The organism is Mesorhizobium sp. C120A (genome assembly GCF_030323105.1).
Classification (GTDB): Bacteria; Pseudomonadota; Alphaproteobacteria; order Rhizobiales; family Rhizobiaceae; genus Mesorhizobium.
The window spans coordinates 1,957,148-1,980,702 of sequence record NZ_CP100476.1; the positions used below are offsets into that span (position 1 = coordinate 1,957,148).

General features: G+C 63.4%; 27 protein-coding genes. 6 read left to right on the top strand and 21 right to left on the bottom strand.

Going from position 1 to position 23,555, the window contains the following annotated elements:
- Positions 1-61: 61 nt before the first annotated feature.
- Together NL532_RS09615 and NL532_RS09620 are read right to left on the bottom strand one after the other, a co-directional pair.
- Positions 62-961: a LysR family transcriptional regulator gene (locus NL532_RS09615; RefSeq protein ID WP_023671925.1), complete on the bottom strand. Its 900-nt coding sequence runs from the start codon at positions 959-961 to the stop codon at positions 62-64.
- Between the two features lie 2 nt (positions 962-963).
- Complete coding sequence (locus tag NL532_RS09620; RefSeq protein ID WP_023820666.1) at positions 964-2,163, bottom strand: amidase; 1,200 nt, start codon at positions 2,161-2,163, stop codon at positions 964-966.
- 539 nt (positions 2,164-2,702) lie between these two features.
- On the opposite strand from NL532_RS09620, the gene odc2 reads away from it, so the two are divergent.
- Positions 2,703-3,836 carry an ornithine/lysine decarboxylase gene (gene odc2, locus NL532_RS09625; RefSeq protein WP_023671923.1) on the top strand — a complete coding sequence of 378 codons (1,134 nt, stop codon included), beginning with the start codon at positions 2,703-2,705 and terminating at the stop codon, positions 3,834-3,836.
- Positions 3,837-3,980: 144 nt separating this feature from the next.
- Positions 3,981-4,523 carry a GNAT family N-acetyltransferase gene (locus NL532_RS09630; RefSeq protein WP_023804728.1) on the top strand — a complete coding sequence of 181 codons (543 nt, stop codon included), beginning with the start codon at positions 3,981-3,983 and terminating at the stop codon, positions 4,521-4,523.
- A gap of 72 nt (positions 4,524-4,595) precedes the next feature.
- Here the strand turns inward: NL532_RS09630 and NL532_RS09635 are convergent, their stop codons facing one another.
- From NL532_RS09635 to flhA, 8 genes are all read right to left on the bottom strand, one after another.
- Positions 4,596-4,880 carry an SCP2 sterol-binding domain-containing protein gene (locus tag NL532_RS09635; protein ID WP_023825415.1) on the bottom strand — a complete coding sequence of 95 codons (285 nt, stop codon included), beginning with the start codon at positions 4,878-4,880 and terminating at the stop codon, positions 4,596-4,598.
- 195 nt (positions 4,881-5,075) lie between these two features.
- Entirely contained in the window at positions 5,076-5,624 is a 549-nt protein-coding gene (locus NL532_RS09640) for a hypothetical protein (protein WP_023683275.1), read from the bottom strand.
- A 28-nt stretch (positions 5,625-5,652) separates the two neighbouring features.
- A complete protein-coding gene (locus NL532_RS09645) occupies positions 5,653-6,069 on the bottom strand; it encodes a hypothetical protein (protein WP_023671919.1) in 417 nt (138 codons plus the stop codon).
- A gap of 13 nt (positions 6,070-6,082) precedes the next feature.
- Entirely contained in the window at positions 6,083-6,655 is a 573-nt protein-coding gene (locus NL532_RS09650) for a rod-binding protein (RefSeq protein ID WP_023671918.1), read from the bottom strand.
- 89 nt (positions 6,656-6,744) lie between these two features.
- Positions 6,745-6,879: a hypothetical protein gene (locus NL532_RS09655; protein WP_023691742.1), complete on the bottom strand. Its 135-nt coding sequence runs from the start codon at positions 6,877-6,879 to the stop codon at positions 6,745-6,747.
- A 67-nt stretch (positions 6,880-6,946) separates the two neighbouring features.
- Positions 6,947-7,330, bottom strand: a complete 384-nt coding sequence (locus NL532_RS09660) for a hypothetical protein (protein ID WP_023755016.1) — start codon at positions 7,328-7,330, stop codon at positions 6,947-6,949.
- A 1-nt stretch (position 7,331) separates the two neighbouring features.
- Positions 7,332-8,084, bottom strand: coding sequence for a flagellar biosynthetic protein FliR (gene fliR / locus NL532_RS09665; protein WP_023828211.1), 753 nt, complete (start codon positions 8,082-8,084; stop codon positions 7,332-7,334).
- Positions 8,081-10,168, bottom strand: coding sequence for a flagellar biosynthesis protein FlhA (flhA, locus tag NL532_RS09670; protein WP_023671908.1), 2,088 nt, complete (start codon positions 10,166-10,168; stop codon positions 8,081-8,083). Before flhA ends, fliR begins: the two co-directional genes overlap by 4 nt.
- A gap of 123 nt (positions 10,169-10,291) precedes the next feature.
- Here flhA and NL532_RS09675 point away from each other — a divergent pair, with 123 nt between their 5' ends.
- Complete coding sequence (locus NL532_RS09675; RefSeq protein ID WP_023755015.1) at positions 10,292-10,591, top strand: putative quinol monooxygenase; 300 nt, start codon at positions 10,292-10,294, stop codon at positions 10,589-10,591.
- Between the two features lie 39 nt (positions 10,592-10,630).
- Here the strand turns inward: NL532_RS09675 and NL532_RS09680 are convergent, their stop codons facing one another.
- Positions 10,631-10,942, bottom strand: a complete 312-nt coding sequence (locus NL532_RS09680) for a hypothetical protein (RefSeq protein ID WP_155922379.1) — start codon at positions 10,940-10,942, stop codon at positions 10,631-10,633.
- Between the two features lie 162 nt (positions 10,943-11,104).
- On the opposite strand from NL532_RS09680, the gene NL532_RS09685 reads away from it, so the two are divergent.
- The 3 genes from NL532_RS09685 (at position 11,105) to NL532_RS09695 (ending at position 13,358) form a co-directional block, all read left to right on the top strand.
- Positions 11,105-11,374: a hypothetical protein gene (locus NL532_RS09685; protein WP_023755014.1), complete on the top strand. Its 270-nt coding sequence runs from the start codon at positions 11,105-11,107 to the stop codon at positions 11,372-11,374.
- Between the two features lie 171 nt (positions 11,375-11,545).
- Positions 11,546-12,931, top strand: coding sequence for an NAD(P)/FAD-dependent oxidoreductase (locus NL532_RS09690; RefSeq protein ID WP_023755013.1), 1,386 nt, complete (start codon positions 11,546-11,548; stop codon positions 12,929-12,931).
- 58 nt (positions 12,932-12,989) lie between these two features.
- Complete coding sequence (locus NL532_RS09695) at positions 12,990-13,358, top strand: cupin domain-containing protein (RefSeq protein WP_081730900.1); 369 nt, start codon at positions 12,990-12,992, stop codon at positions 13,356-13,358.
- A 23-nt stretch (positions 13,359-13,381) separates the two neighbouring features.
- Here NL532_RS09695 and NL532_RS09700 read toward each other — a convergent pair whose 3' ends face one another.
- The 10 genes from NL532_RS09700 to NL532_RS09745 all read right to left on the bottom strand — a co-directional run bounded on the left by NL532_RS09700 (position 13,382) and on the right by NL532_RS09745 (position 23,396).
- Entirely contained in the window at positions 13,382-15,025 is a 1,644-nt protein-coding gene (locus NL532_RS09700) for an MFS transporter (RefSeq protein WP_023671898.1), read from the bottom strand.
- 223 nt (positions 15,026-15,248) lie between these two features.
- Positions 15,249-17,117, bottom strand: coding sequence for an asparagine synthase (glutamine-hydrolyzing) (gene asnB / locus NL532_RS09705; protein ID WP_023828210.1), 1,869 nt, complete (start codon positions 17,115-17,117; stop codon positions 15,249-15,251).
- Positions 17,118-17,188: 71 nt separating this feature from the next.
- Positions 17,189-17,455, bottom strand: coding sequence for a flagellar biosynthesis protein FliQ (fliQ, locus tag NL532_RS09710; RefSeq protein WP_023671896.1), 267 nt, complete (start codon positions 17,453-17,455; stop codon positions 17,189-17,191).
- A gap of 24 nt (positions 17,456-17,479) precedes the next feature.
- Positions 17,480-17,887 (bottom strand): flagellar hook assembly protein FlgD, encoded by a 408-nt coding sequence (gene flgD, locus NL532_RS09715; RefSeq protein WP_023671895.1) that lies wholly within the window; start codon positions 17,885-17,887, stop codon positions 17,480-17,482.
- Complete coding sequence (gene flbT, locus NL532_RS09720) at positions 17,887-18,330, bottom strand: flagellar biosynthesis repressor FlbT (RefSeq protein ID WP_023683290.1); 444 nt, start codon at positions 18,328-18,330, stop codon at positions 17,887-17,889. Before flbT ends, flgD begins: the two co-directional genes overlap by 1 nt.
- Positions 18,327-18,674, bottom strand: a complete 348-nt coding sequence (flaF, locus tag NL532_RS09725; protein ID WP_023671893.1) for a flagellar biosynthesis regulator FlaF — start codon at positions 18,672-18,674, stop codon at positions 18,327-18,329. Before flaF ends, flbT begins: the two co-directional genes overlap by 4 nt.
- A gap of 30 nt (positions 18,675-18,704) precedes the next feature.
- Positions 18,705-19,748 carry a flagellar hook-associated family protein gene (locus NL532_RS09730; protein ID WP_023828209.1) on the bottom strand — a complete coding sequence of 348 codons (1,044 nt, stop codon included), beginning with the start codon at positions 19,746-19,748 and terminating at the stop codon, positions 18,705-18,707.
- Between the two features lie 3 nt (positions 19,749-19,751).
- On the bottom strand, positions 19,752-21,206 hold the full coding sequence (gene flgK, locus NL532_RS09735; RefSeq protein WP_023828208.1) for a flagellar hook-associated protein FlgK: 1,455 nt from the start codon (positions 21,204-21,206) through the stop codon (positions 19,752-19,754).
- Positions 21,207-21,382: 176 nt separating this feature from the next.
- Positions 21,383-22,636 carry a flagellar hook protein FlgE gene (locus NL532_RS09740; RefSeq protein ID WP_023671890.1) on the bottom strand — a complete coding sequence of 418 codons (1,254 nt, stop codon included), beginning with the start codon at positions 22,634-22,636 and terminating at the stop codon, positions 21,383-21,385.
- A gap of 91 nt (positions 22,637-22,727) precedes the next feature.
- Positions 22,728-23,396: a response regulator transcription factor gene (locus NL532_RS09745; RefSeq protein WP_023683295.1), complete on the bottom strand. Its 669-nt coding sequence runs from the start codon at positions 23,394-23,396 to the stop codon at positions 22,728-22,730.
- Positions 23,397-23,555: the final 159 nt, after the last annotated feature.

Consider the following 23,555-nt stretch of genomic DNA (forward strand, 5'->3'; position numbering starts at 1 on the left):
GAGATTTCGAGAGGTTACCAGAAACGGGGCGAGATTGGGACCGCGGCACGGCAGGACCGGCTCAAGCGCTCTCGCGGTTCTTGAACCATTGCACCAGGAAATCGACGAAGACACGGACCTTGGCCGGCAGATAGCGACGGTGCGGGTAGACGGCGAAAATGCCGCTGCCCGACTGGATGCGGTCGTCGAGCAAGGACACCAGCAGCCCGGATGCGAGGTCGGGCGCGGCGATGAAATCCGGCAGGATGGTGAAGCCCAGACCGGACACGGCGGCGGCTCGCGCGGCCATCGGGCTGTTGACCTCGATCGGACCCGATACGTTGACACTGACTGACTCCTCGCCATCGCCCCTGAAGCGCCAGTTGGCGAGCGAGCGGCCATTGGTGTCGACGATGCAGGGCAAGTTGGCGAGATCCTGCGGGCGCGTCGGCTTGCCGTGCTTGGCGATCAGCTCCGGCGAGGCGCAAAGCTTGATCGAAAACGGCCCCAGGCGGCGGGCGATCAGCGATGAGTTCTCCAGGCGCGAGATGCGCACGGCAAGATCGAAACCTTCCTCGACCAGATCGACAAAACGGTCGTCGAGATGGATGTCGAGCACGATGTCGGGATGCTGTTTGGCGAAGTCGATGAGCGACTGGCCTATCGGCGCGTCGGCGAAGGTGCGCGCCGCGGAGAGCTTGATCCTGCCGCGCACGTCGCCGGAGGATTCGCGCACGGCGTCGGCCAGGCTGTCGACCTCGCGCACGATTTCCGAAGCGCGGCTGTAATAGGTATGGCCAGCCTCAGTCAACGAGAACTGCCGCGTGGTGCGGTTGAGCAGCAGCGCGCCGAGTTCGTCCTCGAGTTCGCGCACATATTTCGACAGCAGCGCCTTGGAGCGACCGATCTTGCGCGCGGCCGCCGAAAAGCCTTCGGCCTCGACGACGTCGATGAAGGCGCGCATGCGGGTCAGTGTATCCATCATCAGGCCTTTCGTGCCGCATCGAGAATTCGCCGGCCGAGCCGTATCAGGGCAATGTCGCTGCCGGGAGGGCCGAGCAGCGAGAGGCCGAAAGGGGCACCGTCAACCGAGCCCAGCGGCAGGGTGATTTGCGGAAAGCCTGACAGACCCGAAAGGCACAAAAGATGCAAGGCCCTTTCGCGGTAGGCCTGGAGCTGCTGCGGCTCGCTTTTGACCAGAGGTGCGGGGCCTGGAACGGTGGGCAGGACAAGAAACCCGTCCTGGCCGAGCAGCGCGGCTAGCTCGGAGCGGAACGTCAGGCGGCGCACCGCCTCGGCCCGCGCGGTCTTTTCGTCGATCGTGCGGCCAAAACCAAAGCGCTCCTCGACGCCCGGCCCGAGATCGCGCTCGCCAGAAATGATCCAGGCGCCATGCTGCTGCCAGGCCTCGGCGGCCTGGAGGCGGCGAAAGCACCAGTAGAGCTCGTCGGGGAAGGAGGCGAAGCTGTACTCTACCGGCGCCGGCTCACCGACAAGACTGGCGGCCAGCGCTCTCATCCTGGCATATTCGGCTGCCTCAGCGGGGCCGGCCACGAAAGCGTCCAGCCAGCGGATCGAAAGCGGCCGGGTGAGCGGATATGGATGCGGGTCGCGGCCGAGCAGCAATTTGCCGATCGTCTCATAGGTCTCGATGTCGTCGGCGAACCAGCCGAATGTGTCGAAGCTCGGCGCCAGCTTCATCGTGCCTTCGAGCGAAATGCGGCCATGCGTGGTGCGCAGCCCGATCAATCCGCAAAAGCTCGCCGGGGCGCGGATCGAGCCGCCGGTGTCCGAGCCGGTAGCGATATCGGCAAGCTTGCCGGCCACCGCCGCCGCCGAGCCTGACGAGGAACCGCCGGTGACGCGATCGGGAGCGGCCGGGTTCACCGGAAACGGAAAATGCGCGTTCTGGCCCATCAGCGAGAAAGCGAACTCGTCGGTCTGCGTCTTGCCGATGAAGCGCGCGCCGGCGTCGAGAATCATCTGCACGGCCGGTGCCGTGCTGGACGCGGCATGCGCCTCGTCGAACTTCACCGGATTGCCGCAACCGGTGCGGTAGCCGGCGACGTCGTAAATGTCCTTTACCGCCAGCCTGAGCCCGGCCAGCGGCCCCAGTTCCGCATTGGCGACCGGCATGCGGCGCAGGTCAAGAAAGGCGTTGAGCGGGCCGTGCGTGCCTGGCATCGTTCGATATCCGTATACAGTAGGCCCAGCATTGTTCGATGCCGGAAATTTTACAACCTGGGATACGATTTTTATTGATTGTGAAATCTTTCGATCTTATATCGCGCTTGCCCAAAGTCGCACGTGCCTGTGGGTGTCCGCCGATCCTCGAATGGTGAGGGAAATCGGTGAGGTAACTGGAGCTAACCCCTCCAGTCGGTCTAGCGGCCAACCGCCAGCCCGAGGACACCTTGAAGCAACGACGGTGCGGGCCTTTCTGGTGTTCTGCCGGTCGTCCAAAGACCGGGGTTACTGAAGAGGCACACCTTCATTGCCGGCAGTGCGGACGGGTCTCCCATCCAAGCCAAGGCAGACAAAGCGAACCGAGGCCGGGCAAGGCCAAGGTTCACCGCCGCGAGATGGCGTTTCATGGTTCCGGGGTCTCCACCGGCTGGTTCCATGGATTTCCGTCCCGCCTTTGTTTGACCGCGTGTTCGCGAGGCCGAGGGCCCGCGTCCGCAGCCTTATTGCGCGCCGCAAGGCGTTTATGGAGAGACCCCATGGCCACCCAGCGCATCCTTGACTTCCTCGCCACCCGACGTCCGTCCGGCCCCTGCCTCGTCGTCGACCTCGATGTCGTGCGCGACAATTTTCGCGCCTTCGAAAAGGCGCTGCCCGATTCCCGGATCTACTATGCGGTGAAAGCAAATCCGGCGCCGGAAATCCTGCGCCTGCTTGCTGCGATGGGCTCGTCCTTCGACACCGCTTCCGTTGCCGAGGTCGAGATGGCGATGGACGCCGGTGCGCCGGCGGACCGTATCTCCTTCGGCAACACCATCAAGAAGGAGCGTGACATTGCACGCGCCTACCAGCTCGGCATTCGGCTGTTTGCCGTCGATTGCGTCGAGGAGGTCGACAAGATCGCCCGCGTCGCTCCCGGCGCCCGCGTGTTCTGCCGCGTTTTGACCGACGGCGAAGGCGCCGAGTGGCCGCTGTCGCGCAAGTTCGGCTGCGTGCCGGCGATGGCCGTCGATGTGCTGCGCCACGCCAGGACGCTCGGCCTCGACGCCTATGGCGTGTCGTTCCATGTCGGCTCGCAGCAGACCGACCTGACGGCGTGGGACCGTGCGCTGGCCGACGCCAAGAAGGTGTTCGCCACGCTCGCCGACGAAGGCATCGTCCTCAAGATGGTCAATATGGGCGGCGGTTTCCCGACGCGCTATCTGCGTGACGTGCCGGCGGCCCAGGCCTATGGCCAGGCCATCTTCTCGGCGCTGCGCAAGCATTTCGGCAATGCGATCCCTGAGACCATCATCGAGCCGGGCCGCGGCATGGTCGGCAATGCCGGCGTCATCAAGTCGGAAGTCGTGCTGATCTCGAAGAAGGCCGAAAACGACAATGTGCGCTGGGTGTTCCTCGACATCGGCAAGTTCGGCGGTCTGGCCGAGACGATGGACGAGGCGATCCGCTATCCGATCGTCACCCGCCATGACGGTTCGGAGACCGCACCTTGCGTGCTCGCCGGCCCGACCTGCGATTCGGCCGACGTGATGTACGAGAAGACGCCGTATCCGCTGCCTCTGTCGCTGACCATCGGCGACGATGTGCTGATCGAAGGCACCGGCGCCTACACGACCACCTACTCGGCGGTCGCCTTCAACGGCTTCGAGCCTCTCCGATCCTACGTGATCTGACGGCTTCGGCCTTCAGATCACCCCAGGCGGACGTTTGCGTCCGCCCGGGTTCGCCTGTGGAACAAGCTCCGCTCGTGAAGGATCGCGGAAATGGACATTGTAAATTACATTGACGGCATTGGATTCTCCCCGCTCGAGGGGGAGATGGCCGGCGCCATTCCCATCGTCGCCGAAACTGCGGCAGACATTGCATCGCGTGAAGCGTTGCTCGATCGCGCCATGGGGCCGATGCGGCGCAAGAAATCGTCGGAGAAGCTGCGGCGTGGCCGCCGGCCTTCCGAAGGCCTCGCTTTTATCGTGCGCGATGCAGCCGGCGCGGTTGCTGGTACGGTGCGGCTGTGGGACGTGCGTCTGGGCGAGGGTGGCCCGGGAGCACTTCTGCTCGGACCGCTCGCCGTCGATCCGGCGCTGAAGAACGCCGGCATCGGCTCGGCGCTGATGCGCCATGCTTTGGCCGAGGCCGCGCGTCTCGGCCATGCCGCGGTGCTGCTGGTCGGCGATGTGCCTTACTATGGCCGCTTCGGCTTCTCGGCGGAGAAGACCGGCGCGCTCGCCATGCCTGGTCCGTACGAGCGGCACCGCCTGCTGGCGCTGGAACTGATCGATGGTGCGCTCGACGGCGCGCATGGCACGCTGAAGGCTGCAGGTCGCAAGCTCAAGGCACAGAGGCTGTCGCTGGCCGCCTGATTGTCCAAAAACAAACGCCGCCGCCGGTCCCTTGCATTTCAGCGAGGGCGGCATTTTGTTTTTGCGAAGGGCTCAGCCGATCAGTTGGCTGAGCGCCATGGCGACCGACATATCGCCTTCGACCTTTATCTTGCCGGACATGAACGCCATGGTCGGGTTGAGGTCGCCGGCGATCAGCGAATCCAGATCGTCGAGCGACAGCTTTATGGTGCAGTCGGTCGGCGCATCGGTGTTTGAGACGGTCGCGCCGTCGATGACGATGACGCCGTTGCTGCCGGTATCGAACTTCACGGAATGTTCGAACCCGGCGCTCGCCACGCGCGACCTCATCTTCTCGGCAATGTCCTGAACGTTCATGACTGTTCTCCTGGTCTCGTTGCGTTTTGCCGCGCTTCAGTGACCGGCCTCCGCCGAAGTCACTGTCTCGCGCGTACCGCGATCCTGGTCGCTTGGCGCATATAGCTTCGAGTTGACGTAAACGTCAACGCGCGATGCGTCATCTCGTTTCAGTCGGAAGGAATGCGGCAGAGAACATTCGCCCTGCGACGAAGGTTAGTGTTCAGCAGCGGGCTTCGCCGCCTCGGCCTGGGCCGATTCCGCCGGGGCCGGTTCGGTCGGCGTGGCCGGATCCTTGCGGCGGCGCATGGCGTTGTCGCGGATTTCGTCCTTGGTCAGGAAGTTGACCTGGTCGATCAGCACTTCATGCACCAGGTCGGCGCCGACGCGGGCGTTGACGGTGTCGCGTATGGCCTTGCGGAAGGCATCGAGATCGATGGTTTCCTTCTTGGTGAAGTCGATCTGAGGATTGGAGTAGAGATAGGAATAGACCTGATCGGTCATCAGCGCTTCGGCCGGGATCGACATCTTCTTTATCTCGGCCGGCTCGACCGTGTAGACGAGCTTGGTGAGGAAATAGCCGTCGATCTTGGAATCGCGGATCAGCGGCACCGAGATGATGTCGGTCTTGACGTAGTCGAGGCCACCCAGCATCGGTTTCGGCGTCTCGCCGACACCGCGCTCACCGGCCGCCTGGAACGAATAGAACACCGCGCCAAGCGTGGCGGCGCAGATCCAGATCGCGGCGGCGATGAATTTGATCACCGGTTGTTCCCGCCTGTTGCCGAGATCATCAGCTCGCCCAACCGAATTCACCGGCCGAATAGGTGCCGTCGGCTTCGGCGCGCTGAATGGCGTTCTTCAACAGCGTGGCGACTTCGTTGACCGCGTTGAGGTGGGCGAGGATTGCAGCCTCGTTTTTCGCGAGCTTCTGGCGCAGCCGCGCCAGACTGTCGCGATGCTGTTCCAGGAATTCGATCTCGTTGGCGCCCTTCATGGCGCGGGTCAGCTCATAGAGGTAGCGGCTCTTGCGGGCGTTGGAGGCCTTGAGGTCATAGCTGGTGTCGTTCTTCAAACCGGCCGTCTCTTCCTCGACCGCTTCCTCGATGCGGCCGATGATGGCGGCAAGGTTGCCCGGCCGTGCAAACGGGATCGGCGCTTCGGACGTACGCGCCGGCAGGTTGGAAGAGTATTTTGAAAAATCGGCCATTGAAAATCCTGGTCTAGATCTTGATTTCGGTTTTGATGGTCGTCTCGTCGCCGGTCATCGACCGTGCGGCCTTGCGCTGCAATTCCTCGACCAGCGAGGTGGACAGCCGGGTCTGCTGGTCGATCTCGGTCTTGTGCGGCCCGGTTGACACCGGACCGATCGGCACGGTGCGCTTGCCGTCCTTGTAGTGGTCGGCGAGCAGCGATTTGGCGATGCCGATCCCGCCGCGCTCGGCCATGACGTCGGCGACACGCTCGGCAAGCTGCGATTTCCACATGTCGCCGGCCAGCCCCTTGCCGTAGACGCCCTCGGTGTCCTTGGGCAGCATGTTTTGGATGAAGGTCTGCAAGACCATCGCCTCGAACTTCTTGAACTTGCTGGCGGGATCGGCATTTGCGGCGGCCTTGTCGGCGGTAGCGCGCGACAGGATCGAGCCGGCATCGACCGAAGCAGCCATGTCGACAGAAAAATTACCGCCAACGCCGTTGGCCCGCTTGGCCAGCGCGGCACGGGCAGCCTCGATATCCGCCGGATCGACGGCTCGGGCAACATCGAGAACGATGTCACTGGGTGGAGAAATCGCCAAGAAAGTCCGCCTCTTTGCCGGGTTTCCTGAGCGACCATGCCGCAACAAGCTTGTGGCAGGCTTGCCGGCTCGAAATCCTTCGCCGGATGCTAGGCCATTGCTATCAGCAGCGGCAACTCCGGCTGGGTCGATGCGATCTGGTCGTTTGCGGTGGGCGCTGCCGGCGTCGCCATGGTCAGATCGTAGGTGGCGTAGGCGCAGAGGCCGAACACGGCGCCGTACACCCAACACAGCCCGCCGCACGGAACGAAACCGAACGCCGTCCGCAGGTGACCCGGCTCTAACTTCCGATTATTCCTGCCCTCGCCTCTGCGCGATCAGATCGAGCCGGTCGCGGTCGGAGCGTTCGCGTTCGTCCTGTCGGCGCACGTCCTTGTAGGCACGTTCGACCATGTTGGTGCGCGCCGTCGCAGTGGCGATGAGCGTGATCTCCTGCCTGGCGCTTTCCAGGCTCGCTTCCTGCCGGACCAGCGCATTGGCGATGCGGCGATGGTAGAGGTCAGGGAACAGCACCGCCATCGACTGGTCGGCGTCGAAATGCTGGACAAGTTCCCTGGCCTCGGTTTCGGCGGTTGCCGCTGCCGCCAGGAAGGCCGCATGGCGCGTCTCGTGCAGGGCCTTCAGCTGCTCCTGCACCTTGACCAGTTTCTTCAGCCGTTCCTTGCGCGTGCTCATCTCACCTCGCCAGCGTCAGATCGACAAAGCCGTCGACGAACAGCGACAGCATGGTGCCGATGGCGAAGTAGAAGATGATCATGCCGCCGGCGATGACGAAAGGCAGTGAGATGAAGTAGACCGGAATCTGCGGCGTCAGCTTGTTGACGAAGCCGATCGTCAAATTGACCAGGATGGCATAGGCGATGAACGGGCTGCCGAGCCGGATGACCAGGAAGAAGGCGTCCGACACCGCGTCGGTGAGATCGACCAGGGCGGCCTGCGGATTGAAGAAGACGTTGACCGGCGCCACCGTGTAGGAGGCGACCAGAGCGCGGATGATCTCGTGGTCGAAATCGAAGACGAAGAGCAGCAGCAACGCTGAAAACGAGATGATGGCGGCGAGGGCCGCCTGCGGCTCTGGCTCCTCGATGGCGGGGCCGCCGGTGCCGCCATAGCCGATCAGCATGGCGATGGCCGAACCCATGAAGCGCAGCGCCTCCATGTAGAGCCTCGTCATCGCGCCGATCAGCCCGCCGACCAAAAGTTCGGAGATGATCATCGGCGCCAGCACCTGCGGACGCGCATCGACGAAGGGAAAGATCTTGTCCCACAGGAAGGCGAGCAGGCCACCGGTGGCGGCGATCGACACGAACAGCCGGACCTGGACCGGCACGCGGGCGCTGGACAGGCCCGGCATCAGCATGAAGCAGGCGCCGATGCGACAGAAGGCGAGGAAGGCGGCGATGACGACGCCTTGCGACAGTATGTTCACGAGATCGTCCCGAGCACCTTGATCTCGACGCCCTTGGCGATTTCGACATGGGAGAGAACGGGAAGCGTCGTGAACAGGCGCTCGATGATCATGCGCACATAGGGGCGAGCATCGGGCGCGGTGACGAGGACAAAACGCTCGCCGGCCTCGAGATGCTTGCGGATCGCCTTGGTCGCGTCCTGGCCGAATTCCTCCAGCTGGCGCGGGTCGATGTCGAATTCGCGCACCTCGCCCTTGGCGTCGCGCTTGAGGCTCTGGTGGAAGGCGAGGTCCCAGCGGTTGCCGAGGCGCAGCACCTTGAGCATGCCGCCCTCGGAGAGATCGCCGCAGATCTGCTGGGCCATGCGGATGCGGACATGCTCGACGATCTGCTCGGTGCGGCGCACATGCGGCGCGATCTCGGCGATAGCCTCGATGATCAAATGCAGGTTGCGGATCGATACGCGTTCGGCCAGCAGCAATTTCAGCACCGCCTGCAGGCCGGGATAGGAGATGTGCGAGGTGCAGATCTCGTCGGCGAGCTTGCGGTATTCCGGATCCTGGCGCTCGAGCAGCGCCTTCATGTCCTTGTAGGACAGAAGCTGCGGCAGGTTGTTGCGGATCACCTCGGACAAATGGGTGAGCAGCACCGACATGTTGTCGGCAAAGGTATAGTTCTCGCGCTTCAGATCCTCGGCGAAGGTTTCGAGCACCGAGAAGGCGCGCATGCCGAAGGCCGGCTCGCGGATTTCCTCGCCGGGAACGTCGGGCAAATCCCGGTTGCCGAGCAGCACCATGATCTCGCCGACGCGCATCTGGTATTCGGCGACGACGGTGCCGTGGACCTTGATCTGATAGCTTTTCGGCGGGATGCCGAAATCGTCAGCGACGCGCACTTCCGGCACGACGAAGCCATATTGCGTGGCAAATTTCTTGCGCATCTTGGCCATGCGGAACACCAGTTCCTGATGCGACACCAGCAGCCGCGTCGACAGCTGTTTGCCAATCAGAAGCTCGATCTCGGCGGTGGTCAGCGAAGCCTTGACCGAGTTCTTCTCTTCCTCGACCTTGTTCGCCTTCTCCAGATCCTTGATCGCTTCGGCGGCGGCAGCCTCTCGGTTGGCGCGCATCGGGATGACGTAGCCAAGGCCGGCCATGCCGGCGGCCAGCGTGAAGAACGGGAAGAACGGCAGGCCGGGCATCAGGCCGAGCAGGACGAGCAGCGAGGCCGCGACATAGAGCGCGCGCGGATGCGCACCGAGCTGGCCGAACACCGCCTGGTTGGTCGAGCCGCGCGTGCCGCCCTTGGACACAAGCAGGCCGGCGGCGAGCGAAACGATAAGCGCCGGGATCTGGGTGACGAGGCCGTCGCCGACCGACAGTTTGATGAAGACATCGGCGGCTTCGCCCATGCCCATGCCGTGCCTGATGTAACCGATGGCGATGCCGCCGACGATGTTGATGGCGGTGATGATAAGGCCGGCAATGGCGTCGCCGCGGACGAATTTCGAGGCGCCGTCCATCGAGCCGAAGAAGGAGGATTCCTCTTCCAGCTCGCGGCGGCGCAGTTGCGCTGTCTTGTCGTCGATCATGCCGGCGGACAGGTCGGCGTCGATCGACATCTGCTTGCCGGGGATGGCGTCGAGGGTGAAGCGGGCGCCGACTTCGGCAATACGGGTGGCGCCTTTGGTGATGACGATGAAGTTGACCACAATCAGGATCATGAAGACGATCAGGCCGATGACGAAATCGCTGGCCATCACAAGTTTGGAGAAGCCGGCGATGACATAGCCGGCGGCGTGCGTGCCCTCATTGCCGTGCGACAGGATCATGCGCGTGGTGGCGATGTTGAGCGATAGCCGTAGCATGGTGGCGATCAGCAGCACGGTCGGGAAGGACGAGAAATCGAGCGGCCGCTGGATCCACAGCGCCACCATCAGGATCAGCACCGACAGTGCGATCGAGAAGGCGAGGCCGATGTCGATGAGGAAGGCCGGGATCGGCAGGAACAGCACGGCCAGGATGATGACGATGCCGATGGCGAAGAAGACATCGCGGCCGTTCTTGGCCACTGTTCCTGTCGCTAAGCTTTCGCTGACGGCCATATCGTCCCCAATCACAAGCCTGCCGAGCACGCGACAGCCCTTCGAGCCTAACCGGTCAAGCTTGCGCGAGGGTGGGAGGACTGGTTACTTGCCAGGACGACAGAGGCCTTGAGGAGAGAGATCATGCTGGTGATCATCGGCACCATTCGCCTGCCTGCGCAACGGCTCGACGAGGCAAGGCCGGCCATGCGGCGCATGATACTGGGCAGCCGTGCGGAGCCCGGCTGCATCGAATACTCCTACGCGCAGGACGTGCTCGACGCCGGGCTCATCCATGTAACCGAGGTGTGGAGCGACAGGGCCGCGCTCGACGCGCATTTCCGCTCGCCTCACATCGCCGATTGGCGGGCGAGCTGGGCATCGCTCGGCATAGGCGAGCGCAACCTCATGCTCTATGAGGCCGGCGAGCCGAAGCCGATCTGAGGACCGGGCACAGTCAAGAAGGCGTGGGCCCAAGAAAGTCTAGCAGGCGTTGACCTGTCTGCAGGACCATCCGCCGCCATCGGTATCGTGGCAGTCTTCATAGCTGCCGTAGCAGGTGTTCGTCGAATTGCGATACCAAGGGTAGCCGCCAGGACAGCAAACATCTTGTTGTGCAGTCTGGATAAATTCCTTTGCCGGCCGGCTTTGGTTTTCCGGATTGCCTCCCGCCAAAAGAGACATCGGGTGCGACACAACAGACCCAAACGGCATATCCATGCTTGAATTGCTCACCGCAGACGAGCTCAAAAAAATCATGCCAACAGCTAATGAAAAAAGTCCCCGCGCACTCATCTTCTCCTCCTTGAGGGACGGGCAAAAATAACACAGCTGCGTCGATTGCGTAAGCGACCGCTCATATACCTCGACACGCTCGCGGGGAATTGAAGCGGGGCGGGAAGCCTGACTGCGCCTCAGCGCCAGAATGGCGCCGCAAGCAGCCGGCATTATGTCGGCGTGCTGATCGTCGCCGAACTGCACAGCGATCCGTCCGATGGTGAGACGCCGGTGCTGGCGCCGGCCAAATTCCGGCATGCGGTGCTGGTGCCGACCATGAACGTCCAGTCCACCGGCGAAACCATCCAGCGCGCCGTCGCCGAGGAACTGGCGGTGGTCGAGAATTTCGACAACCGGGCCGTTGTCGGGCTTTTGACCGAGGGCCATCTGATACGGCGCTACGCCGAGGAACTCGACAAGGCGCGGCGCGACCTGTCGGGCGAAGACTAGGCCTCGGCCCGCATCTTAAATGTCCCTACTCGGCGCTTGCCACGTCGACGGCAGCGATGCCAAGCTGCTGGCGGACGACGCAAGCGCCGACACCACACTCACCTGATTCCATCTGGCCTGATCCCATCTGGCCTGATCCCATCTGGCCTGATCCCATCTGAAAGTCATTCCATGCAAGCCAAGCGCAATGGCGACAAATCGTTCTGGTATGCGGATCTGGGGGCGGTTCCCGTTCCGCGCCCGCCCTTGCCTGGAAACATCGAGGCCGATGTCGCCATTGTCGGCGCCGGCTATACCGGCCTGTGGACCGCCTACTATCTGAAAAAGGCGAAGCCATCGCTGCGCGTCGTGATCGTCGAGCGCGAATTTGCCGGCTTCGGCGCTTCGGGGCGCAATGGCGGCTGGCTGTCGGGCGGCTTCAGCTGGTCGCGCGAAAAATATGTCAAGACATCGAGCCGGCAAGGCGTGATGGCGATGCAGGCTGCGATGGCAGGCTGCGTCGACGAAGTGATCCGGGTCGCGACCGAGGAAGGCATCGACGCCGACATTCGCCGCGTCGACAATCTGACGGTGGCCACCAACGCAGCGCAGTTGGAGCGTGTGCGCGAAGAATGCGAGACGATCCGTTCCTGGGATGTCGACCCGAACCGCGTCGAGATGCTGGACGCCGCCTCAACGCGCACGCGCATCAACATCCGTAACGTCATGGGCGGCTTCGTCGTGCATGGCCAGGCGCGGGTGCAGCCGGCCAAGCTGGTGCGTGGGCTTGCCGATGCCGCCGAGCGGCTGGGCGTGCCGATCTATGAGAAGACGACGGTGACAAGCATCGCCAAGGGCAGCGTGACGACAGACCGCGGTACGGTGCAGGCGGAGACGATCATCCGCGCGACCGAGGGTTTTACATCAGGCATCCCCGGCGAGGAGCGGACCTGGCTGGCGCTCAACAGCGCGCAGATCGTGACCGAGCCGCTGCCGCCCGACCTGTGGCGCGACATCGGTTGGGAAGGGCACGAACTGCTCGGCAATGCGGCGCATGCCTATTGCTATGCCCAGCGCACGCGTGAGGGACGCATCACGATGGGCGGACGCGGCGTGCCTTATCGCTACGGCTCGCGCACCGACGTCAACGGCCAGACGCAGCAGGCCACGATCGACCAGCTGCACACGATCCTGACGACGCTCTTGCCGCAGACCAAGGGATGCCGCATCGATCACGCCTGGTGCGGCGTGCTCGGCGTGCCGCGCGACTGGTGCACCACGGTCGGCCTCGACCCCGCGACCCGCATGGGCTGGGCCGGCGGCTATGTCGGCCTCGGCGTGTCCAGCTCCAACCTTTCGGGGCGCACGCTGGCTGACCTTGTTCTCGGGGCAAACACCGAGCTGACGAAGCTGCCCTGGGTCAACCGCAAGGTCAGGCCATGGGAACCGGAGCCCTTCCGCTGGCTGGGCGTGCATTCGATGTACCAGCTTTATCGCATTGCCGATGGCCGCGAGGCGGCAGGGCTTGCGCACACCTCGAAGCTGGCCGCGTTGGCCGACAGCATCACCGGCCACTAAAGCCATTTGTTCTCACGCAATTCCGGGGCAGACCGCTTTCCTGGAATTGCTCTTATCCATGGAGCTAGACTTGATCGATCTTTCGACCTTCCGCGATCTCGCCAAGGCCGAGATCGGCGCGTTCTCTCCTAAGCCAACCTCGATTGAAGGGGATCAGGTCGAGGCCGTGCGCTCGTTCTTTCAATCGCCGGACGGGACTGTCGATGTCGGCATCTGGGAATGCACGCCCGGCCGCTTCACCGCCGATCGTTCGGACTCGTCGGAGATCTGCCACATCATTTCGGGGCGCGTGGAACTGAGCCGCATCGATGGCGAGGTGCGGGAACTCGGTCCGGGCGATCTCCTCGTCCTGCCGCAGGGTTGGAAGGGCGAGTGGCTGATACGCGAGACCACGCGCAAGCTCTACATGATCCAGAGCGCCGGCTGACCGGCGCTACGGCTATGGCGAGCTCAGTGATCGATCGGCCCCTTCGGCGAGACCAGCGCGGTGCCGGCGGTCGTCGGGCGCTCGATCAGGCGGCGCACGCGCGGCGGTTCGTCGCCGCTGTGCAGCGCCCGCACCCGCTCGCCGACGACGGCGTCGGCATGGGTGGCGCGCCGGTTGTGGCGGATGTATTCCAGCCAGGTTGGCGTGTGGTAGTGTTCGATCCAGACTGCGGGATTTTCTAGGTCCCGAGCCAGCGTCCAGTTGCGGGCGCCGTCGCGGCGGCGGATGCGCCCGCGCTCGGCCATGGTGGCGAGGAATTCGGGCACATCTTCGTCGCGGATAATGTACTCTATCATGATGGCGATGGGGCCGCTGCGCGGCTTCAGGTCGAGGCCGAGATGCGGCTCCTTGAAGCGGTTGAGCGGGTCGAGGTTGAGAGTCGTCTGCTGCGGCAGCGGCAGGAACAGGCCGATGGCGCCGCCAACAAGCATCGCGATGGCCGCCGCAATCAGCGCGGTTTCGGCGCCATGCGCATCGGCAACGACGCCCCAGATCCAGCTGCCCAGCGCAATGCCGCCGAAGGTCGCCGTCTGGTAGACCGACAGCACCCGGCCGACGACCCAGCGCGGCGTCGACATCTGCACCGTGACGTTGAAATGCGACAGCGCGATCACCCAGCAGGCGCCGCCGATGAGCAAACCCGCCGCAGTCTGCCAGGCATTGAGGCTGATGGCGGCATTGAAGGCGCAGACGGCAAAGCCGGCGAAGGCCATCCGCACCATCGTCTCGCTGGACAGCAATTGTCTGAGACGCACGCTTATCAGCGCGCCGCCGACGGCGCCGATGCCGAAGGCGCCGAGCATGATGCCGTAGGTCAAGGCATCGCCCTTGACGACGTCGCGCGCCACCAGCGGCAGCAGCGCCAAAACCGCGCCGGCGCTGAAGCCGAAGGCGGAGCCCCTGACCAGCACCTTGCCGATGTTGGGCGACATGGCGACATAGCGCAGGCCGGCGCCCATGGCGGCGCCCAGCGTCTCGCGCGGCAGCGTCGAGACCGGCAGCTCCGGCTTCCAGCGGAAGAGCACGATGATAAGACCTATATAGCTCAGCGCATTGGCGGCGAACGCAGCAGCCGCACCAGCGGCGGCAACGATGATGCCGCCGATCGCCGGGCCGACGCTGCGTGTCAGGTTGAAGCCCAGTGAATTGAGTGCAACCGCGGCCGGCAGCTTGTTGCGCGGCACCATGTCGCCGACCGATGCCTGCCAGGACGGGTTGTTGAGCGCCGTGCCGCTGTCGATTAGGAAGGTGAAGGCAAGCAGCGTCCACGGCGTCATCCAGCCGTTCCAGGTGAACAGCGTTAGAAGTGCAGAGACGACCAGCATGAAGATTTGGGCGATCAGCATCACCTTGCGCCGGTTGAAGCTGTCGGCGATGGCGCCGGCGACGAGTGCAAACAGCATGATCGGCAGAGTGGCCGAGGCCTGGACCAGCGCCACCTGATAGGGCGACGTGGCGATGGTGGTCATCATCCAGGCGGCGCCGACGCCCTGGATCAGGCCACCGAAATTCGACACCAGGCTGGCCGACCAGACGGCGCGGAAGATGCCGTGCCGGAACGGCGCCAGCGCCGAAACGCGTTCGCTGTCCGGCTCGTCATCGATCATCAGACCTGTCCCACCTTAACGTGCTGGTTTCGTCCGCCGGGACGACAATCATGGCATCCGTTTGAGATAGAGCACGACATCCAAAAGGGCGAACGCGTCTTCGAAAAAGATCATGGTCCAACAACAGGATAGCAAGGCGAAAATACGTCAGCCGGGAAGGGTTCGCTACCCAGAGCGATGTTCTCATTGGTCCACTGCTCGGGGCTGTCGGCCGCGCGCGAAGTCAGCTTCTGTCCCGGGCAGCGGTATGCAAGGCTTCGGTCAGCGTGCCTGTCGTCTCGCCGCCGGCGTGAAGGCGCAGGAAAAGCTCCATGCCGACAAGCCGCAGCCTGGACGGTTGCTCGCGCCGCGCGAGCTGGACCATGTCCTCCACATTCGCGGCGGGCCATTTCATGGCATCGCGCAGGAAACCGCCGCGCAGCAAAGTCTCCGTGCCGGCAGAGAATTGCGACGACATTTCGAAGCCGATCTTGCGCGCCTGGACGTTCTGGCGCGGAATGTGCTTTTCAGCGATCTTTCGCAAAAGCCATTTTCCTGTTTTGTCGCGGTATTTCTGCCGCCTCGGCAAATGGATGGCGAAGTCGATCAGGCGGTTTTCCAGGAACGGGACCCGCAGTTCCACGGACGCCGCCATGCTCAGCCGGTCGTGCCGGTGCAGTATGTCCTGCAGATGCGAATAGAGGTCGTAGAGGCAACTACCGAGAAAGGCGCGATCCGCGGGCGGCATAACCGGCTCCAGGCGGTCGAAGATCTCGGTTTGCAGGAAATTCAGCTCCGGCGACAAAGCACGCAGGACCATGCTGCGATCCATTTGTGAGTGGCTTCCAGCCGAGACCTTGTAGGGGGCATGACGCTGTTGCTCGAATCTCCGGTCGAGCGAGCGCTTCGAATGGACCAGGCGCCGGGGCCACGACCAGGAACGCCACTTCTTCATGCTCAAGGCCTGCAAGGGGTAGCCGCCAAACAATTCGTCTGCGCCTTCGCCGGTGAGCAGCACCTTGACGCCGTCGGCCCGGCATCGTTCGGCAAGCGCCAGCAGTGCGACATGGCTGGCGTGCCAGCCATCGCTTTCAAGATGCCAGATTACCCTTGGCCAAAGTTCGAAAAACCGGTTCCTGTCGACCGGCACCCGGCGCAAGGGCACGCCGACATGGCGGCCGGTGCGTTCGGCGTCTTCGGCCTCGCTGTTGCCGAGCTGCGGGTCGACGACATAACCGTGGACTTCCGGCCTGAACCGCTTTGCCAGCGCCGTTATCAGGCCGGAATCGACACCGCTGCTGCAGGCGGTGGCAACGCTGGTATCGGCGATGCAGTGAAGTCCGACGCTGTCCTTGAGCAACGCCTCGAGCGTCGCCATGTGTTCAGCATCAGCGGATGCATCGCCGGTAATGCGCGCGGTCTCCAGCACGTCCAGCACATGCCAGAAGCGGCGCTTCTCGATAACGCCATCGGTGATCTTCCACAGGCCGGCGGGCGGCAGGCGCTCGATGCGGTCGAACAGGCTGTAGCTGGAATCGCGGCTCTGCCAGGCAAGCCGCAAGGTGATCTCGCGGCTGTCGATGTCGCGCGGAAAACCGTCGCAGGCGAGGATCGCCTTGTCCTCCGAGGCGAACAGGATTCGCTCCGGCGTGTCGGCCACCGACATCGGCTTGATTCCAAGACGGTCACGCGCAAGCCACAGCGCACTGCTGCGAGCGTCGAAATAGGCGAAGGAAAACATCCCGTCGAACAGCGGCACGGCTTTTTCGGGACCCCAGTGATGCAAGGCTTCGAGAACCACTTCGGCATCGCAGATGGTTCGAAAGACGACGCCTTGCGCCTGCAGCGTTTCGCGCAGCGAGCGGTAATTGTAGACCTCGCCATTGTAGACGAGAACGCCATCGCCGGAAGAAGTCAGCATCGGCTCACGGGCGGCGGGCGAGGGATCGATGATGGTAAGTCGGCGGTGACCGAGCGCCAGCCGATTGTTGTGCCAGCTGTCATGATCGTCGGGGCCGCGATGTACCAGCGCCTGCATCATGCTGGCGACATCCGACAGGTCGTTGGCGTCGATCGGGTTTCGTTTGCGCCAGACGCCGGCTATTCCGCACATGGCCTGCCGGTGAGTTCTGCCTGAGTCATGGCCTGCAATCTAGCCGGAACACAGCCGCCTGCAAGCGCTGCCTAGAACCCGTTTTCGATGCGCTCGAAGATGACGTTGGTGAAGGCCGATATCTGGCTGCCGATGAACGGACCGGTCAGCGCCACGACCAGCATGATGGCTACGATCTTGGGTACGAAGGTCAGGGTGATTTCCTGGATTTGGGTCAGGGCCTGGATCAGCGCGATGCCGATGCCGACCACCATGGCAACCAGCACCACCGGCGCGGACGCGACGAGCACCGTCCACACCGCATACTGGACGATGTCTAGGGCGTCGGCCTCGTTCATGTGAGCGCGCCTCTATGGAACTGTCTAGCTGGCCGGCTTTATCGAAACGCCCGCGCCGACCGGCACTTCGGTGCCGTTCTGCAGCACGGCGATCACGCCGTTGCTTGCAAGCTTGACCGAGGCCACGACGCCGGTCGTCTTGCCGTCGGCCGAGGTGATCGAACGGCCGATCAGGGCATCGGCCTGCGACAGCGCCGACGACTGCATGATCTGGTCGAGCTTGGTGTTGGTCTGCACCGATTGCTCGACCTGCGAGAAGGTGGCGAGTTGGGCGACGTACTGCGTCGAATCCATCGGTTTCGTCGGATCCTGGTTCTTCATCTCGGCGATCAACAGTTTCAGGAACGACTGGTAGTCGACCGCTGTCTTCGACGTCTGCTGAGTACCCTGGTTGGCGCCCGTGGGGATCGTCGTCGTCATGTCCACATTCATCAGTATTGTGCTCCCACGGCCAGCGGGCGCTTCGCACCCTGAACATCGTCATTGCCGCCAAGTGCGCGGCGTTCGAGCGGATAAAGCGCGCGGATAGCCTTCAGCGCTTCATAGATATGGTCTTCGCCGACCATGCGGTCGATCTGCTTCAGCGCGCCACTGATCTGCTCATCCTCGAAGCTTGCCAAAAGCAAGGGCAGCGAGCGGCGGAACATGGCGCGCGCCTCGATGGCGCCGGCCGGGTTCATCAGCATCACCTGCAGGATGAAATAGAGCTGCTTGAGCGGCGTCGAGGCATCGTCGGCCTGGATGACATGGTTCTCGAGCAGGAACTGTACGTCGTTCATTAGCTCGACGGTGACCTTGCGGTCGACGCGGATGACGGCGCCGTTGATGTAGATCTTCTCGTTCGGCTTCAGCGATATCTTCAGCGTGTTGGTCATTGAATGCCGTCCCGGATGATCTGGGACACTTCGATCAGCCCTTCGAAATTGTCGGTGCGGCCCTGGCGGATGTCCTCGGCCTCGCGCAGCAGCCACAGGCCGATGGAGATGAGGTTGGCGCGCAGTTCCTTGGGCAGGACATTGTCGCTGGAACCGAGATCCTCGACGAAGGTGGTCCAGACCCGGTTGGTGAAGTGCAGCGCTTCGACCGCCTCCATCGAGGTGTGGCCTACCGCCGCCGCCGCCGCCAGCATTTCGATCGAGCGGGTCAAAAGCTGCCGCTCGCGATCTTTCGCATCGGCAACGGAGTCGGTCTGGATGTCGGCGTAGGAGAATTGATACATCGTTTGGCTCTACCGTTGCGGTTGAGATTGTCAGGTCAGGTAGTTCAGCAGGCTCATCTGCTGCAGGCGCGCGGTCAGCGCGAAGGACGTCTCGATATGCTGCGTCAGATCCGCGACGCGGGTGGCGGCCTCGGCCGGATTGACGCCCTCCAGATCGAGGATATGGCGCTCGAACAGGTCGACCTGCGTCTTCATGCGGTCGCTCGCGTCGGAAACACGCTTCTCGGCAAGGCCGGTCTCGGCCTGCAACTGGCCGAGTCCGCCCAGCGCCTCGCCGACCATCGCCTGGGCGCGACCGACGACGGTGGTCTTCGCCGCCTGGCTGATGTTGCCGGAGAGCAGGCCGGTGACCAGGGCGGAAGCCATGGCGAGCTTGCGGATGCTGTCTTCATTGGCGCTGGCCGAGGTCTGGGTGGTTTCGCCCAGCGAAATGCGGCTGACGATCTGCTGGTCGGTGGCATTCGACCAGTTGGCCTGCCAGCCGGCGCCCATGAACTGCGGCACGACATTGCTGGTGATGAAGCCGTCCATCTGGGCGGCGGTGATGTTGGCGGCGAGCGGATCGGTCTGCGTGAAGCCGAAATACGACGAGAAGGAAGCGTCGAACGCCGCCTTGGCCGGCGAGCCGGCGGCGGTGAAATCGTCGATCGGCTTGACGTCGGTGTTGGTGCCGGCAAACAGATATTCGCCGTTGACGCTGGCATTGAGGATAGAGGTCATCTGCTGCACGGCGGCCTTGCCGGCTTGCTGCGTGATGGTGCTCGAGGAATTGCCGGCGGCGGTCAGTGCGGTCAGCAAATTCTGCGCAGTGTCGGAAAGCTGGCCAAGCGCAGCCTGCGTCGAGGACAGCCGAGCGTTGACCAGCGAATTGGAATCGATGATGAAGTTCAACCGGTCGAGGTCGCGCGAGAAGGTGACCGCCTGCGAGGTGCGCGCGCCGAGCGCCAGACCGACATCGGCGAGGGTGCCGGTCGTCGATTCCTTGGTGGCTTTGACCAGTTCGCCCTGCATGCGCATCTGCTGATAGCGCGCGGCGTTGGAGAGAGCGGCTGAGGAGACGGATGTGGCTTTCATGGCTTATCCCACGGCATCGAGCAGGGCCGACAGCATGTCGTCGACGGTTTTCATCATGCGCGCCGAGGCCTGATAGGTGTGTTCGAGGTCGAGCAGCAGCGACATCTCCTGGTCGACATTGACGCCGGTGTCGTTGGACAGCGCCTCGGCAGTGCGCGATGCCAGCGCTTCCTTGGCGTCTGCATTGCTCGAGGCCTGCTGGCGCTGGCCTTCGAACCAGCCAATGGCATTGGCGGCGTAGTCGGAGACGCTGGACGTCACGGTGATGCCGGCCGCAGCGTCGAAAGGCATCGGCTTGTCGAGCTTGTCGCCATAGCCGATCAAGAGCTGCGAATAGGAGGCGTCGCCGGCGGTGTTGGCGACATAGGCCGCACCATTGGCGCCGCCGTCGCGCAGCAGCACCGGATTGCCGCCGACGCTCGGGTCCATTGCGGCGTTGACCTTGATCGAGCCGGCAAGGCCGTCGATCAGCGTGCCGGCGGCCGGAATGGCGGGCGCACCCGACCAGGTGAACAGGCCGGTTCGGTCGGGCTGCGAAGGTGCTGTTTCGGCAAAGGCGGTGATGAGGCCGCGCGCGACTTCGTCGAGCTGGCTTTGCATCGTCGCCGCGACGCCGTCGCGCAAGGTGATGAGCCCGGCGAGCTTGCCGTCGGCGCTGGTGTTGCCGCCAGCCCCGGCGCTGACCGGCACATTGTCGATGTAGATGGTGTTGCCTGGTGTGCCGGCCGTGTAGCCCGCCGACGGGGTGAAACTTACCGAGCGCGGAATGGTCTCGAACAGCGTCGTGCCGTCCTTGGTGGTTATGACCATGTCGTTGTCGCCGCGCGTGAAAGTCGACACAGGCACATAGTCCGCGATCTTCTTCAGCAATGCGTCGCGCTGGTCGAGCGCGTCGGATGCATCCGTGCCCGATCGGGTTGCGGAAATGACGGCCTTGTTGGCGGCCTGGAACTGGCTGAGCAACGAGTTGAGATCGTTGACGGCCGTCGATATCTCGCCATCGGCCTGGGTGCGGAAATCCTGGATCGCGTTGGTGCCGTCGTTCAGAGCGCGCACCACCTGCTGGGCCGCGTCGATGACGCTGGAGCCGAGGTTCCGGTTGGATGGCGTAGCGGCGTAAAGCTGCAGCGCGTTCTGCAGCTTGCCGATCGCGGTCGAGGCAGAGGAGGCGTTGTCGACGCCGTTGAGGGCAACGGCGAGGCGGTCAATTCCGCTGTAAAGCGTGCTCTGGCCGCTCCATGCCGATTGCGCGCTAAGGTTCTGGCGAAACAGCAGGGCGTTGGTGGCGCGCTGGATCTCGACCGAGCGCGCCCCGGGCGCGCTGCTGACGACGACCGCCGTGCGGCGGGCATAGTCGGGGTTGCTGGCGTCGGCAATGTTGCGGGAAAGGACGCTGGTCTGCTTCGATGTGGTCTGAAGCGACTGTTGGGCTATGGTCAATGCGGAAGTCAGCGACATGCGGGTCTTTCATGAGGCCAGTGGGGAGGGGATGACGTCTCTGCCCTGTCGGCGGCGTCGGCGCTCGGAAACCTGCAATCCCGGACCACCCCGGCCGGTTTGCCGGTGTGGCCTCGAATTCGAAATCCGCGCACCGCGCTGCTCTGGTTTGGGTTCATTCCCTTGGCGCCCGTCGTTTATCTCTTCAGGTTGACAAGGACATCCATGAGGTCGGAACCGGTCTGGAACACTTTCGAGTTAGCGGTGTAGCTGCGCTGCGCCGCGATCATGTTGGTCAATTCCTCGGCGATATCGACGTTGGAATTTTCCAACGCGCCGGAGATGATGCTGCCGAGCTTGCCTTCATTGGCGAAGCCGATGCGCACGGTGCCGGAGTCGGTGGACTGCGCATAGACATTGCCAGGCAGTGCGGTGAGGTTGTCGGCGCTCTGGACGTCGGCCAGTGGGATCTTGAACAGCGGCTTGGTCGAGCCGTCCTGATACTGGGCGTAAATGACTCCGTCCTCGCCGATCTGGATCTTTTCGATCGTGCTGGGCGCGTTGCCGTTGACCTTGGCTTCGGAGACTGTGAAGCCGGTGCCGAGCTGAGTCAGCTTGGACAAATCGAGGTCGAGCGACGCACCGCCCGGTACGGGGATCGTTATGCTGTCGACCGCGCCGGTTAGCTTGCCGGTGGTGGTGTCGAAGGTCAGGTTGGCCGTGGCCAGCGCGCCGCCCGTATAGGGGAAGGATGTGCCCGGCGTCGCCTGGGACTGGTCGAACACAGAGACCGACCAGGCGCCGGTGCCGGTGTTGGTGAAATAGACGTCGAGCAGCTTCTTGTTGCCGAGATTGTCGTAGGTGACCATCGAGGACTTCGACGTGTATTCGGCGGTCGGGCTGTTGGTGGAAGGCAGCGGACCGGCGGGCGGCGTGGCGCCAGCCGGCAGATTGGCGTTGAAATTGCCTGTGGTGCTGGGCGTCGCCGTCATTTCCTGGTCGGAGATCTGGACCGGAACCAGCCCTTCGAAGCCGTTGGCGGTGGCTGCCGGCGTGCCGTTGGCGTAGCTGTATGCCATCAACTGGTAGCCGGCGGCGTTGACCAGCCTGCCCTGAGCGTCGGGAACGAATGCGCCGGCGCGGGTGAGGAAAGGCGTTCCGCTGGGGTCCTGGACGACGAAGAAACCGTTGCCGTTGACCGCAAGGTCGGAAACCGAGGTCGTGTACTGCAGCACGCCCTGGGCGCTGATGGCCGAGCGGATGGTGGTGTTGACGCCGCCGGAATTATAGGCGCCGCCGACCTGCGGCATGATCAGCGTCGAAAACTCGGCCGAGGATCGCTTGTAGCCGGTGGTGTCGGAATTGGCGATGTTGTCGGCTGTCGCCGAAAGGCGGTTGGCCTGCGCGTTCATGCCGGAAACGCCGGTCCGCATCATTCCGTAAAGGCTCATCGAACGTCTCCTCAATGCCCAACATCGTTGGGCCCATCTGTGGTCGCGAGGATATAATTTCTGTCTTGCGCGAGGCTGGCGCAGACCGCCATCAGAACACCAGCCGGTAGCCAAGGAAGCGCTTGGAATCTATCGGGTCCTGGCCGAGCTTTTCGCGCAGCTTCTTGCGCAATTTGGAGATGTGGCTCTCGACCACGTTCTCCTCGACCTCTTCGTCGAAGATGCCGTAGATGGCGTTGAAGACCTGGGTCTTGGTGACCCGGCGTCCGCGGTTGCTCGCCAGATATTCGAGGATGCGGCGTTCGCGACGCGGCAGAGGCAGCGGCTGGCCATCGATCTCGGGATCGCGGCCATCCATGAAGATGCGCATGGCGCCGATCTCGGTGTAGCTGACGTCCTCATGGGCGCGGCGGCGGATGGCGGTGATGCGGGCCAGGATCTCCCGAATATGGACCGGCTTGCGGATGACGTCGTCGACACCGCTCTCGAACAGCCGCAGCGTATTCTCGAGCGAGTGCTGTTCGCTCAGCGCAATGACCGGAGCGCCGGTGCGGTCGCGGATCTGGCGTGGCGAGATGGCGCCTTCGCGGCAGTCGCCGATGAGGAAGGCTCGGACCGATCGCAAATCCGTGTCGGCGGCCGATGTCACCCACTCGCCGAATTCGCCGGACGCGAAGCCTGCACAGGCGACGCCCTCACGATCGAAAAGTGAATTATAGCCTTCAGTTACGAGCTCACGCTCGTCAACGATTACAATCATCGGCCCCGCCTCCGAATCAGATCATCTGCCCCGTGGGAAGAGCCGTAACCGGTGCCGGGAATCCTGAACAACCATCATTTCTTGTAGCTATTTTCTTGGGAGTTATTTCGAGTTTCGAAATAACCGCAATCAGGAGGTTGTATCGTTGGTTGCCGAACG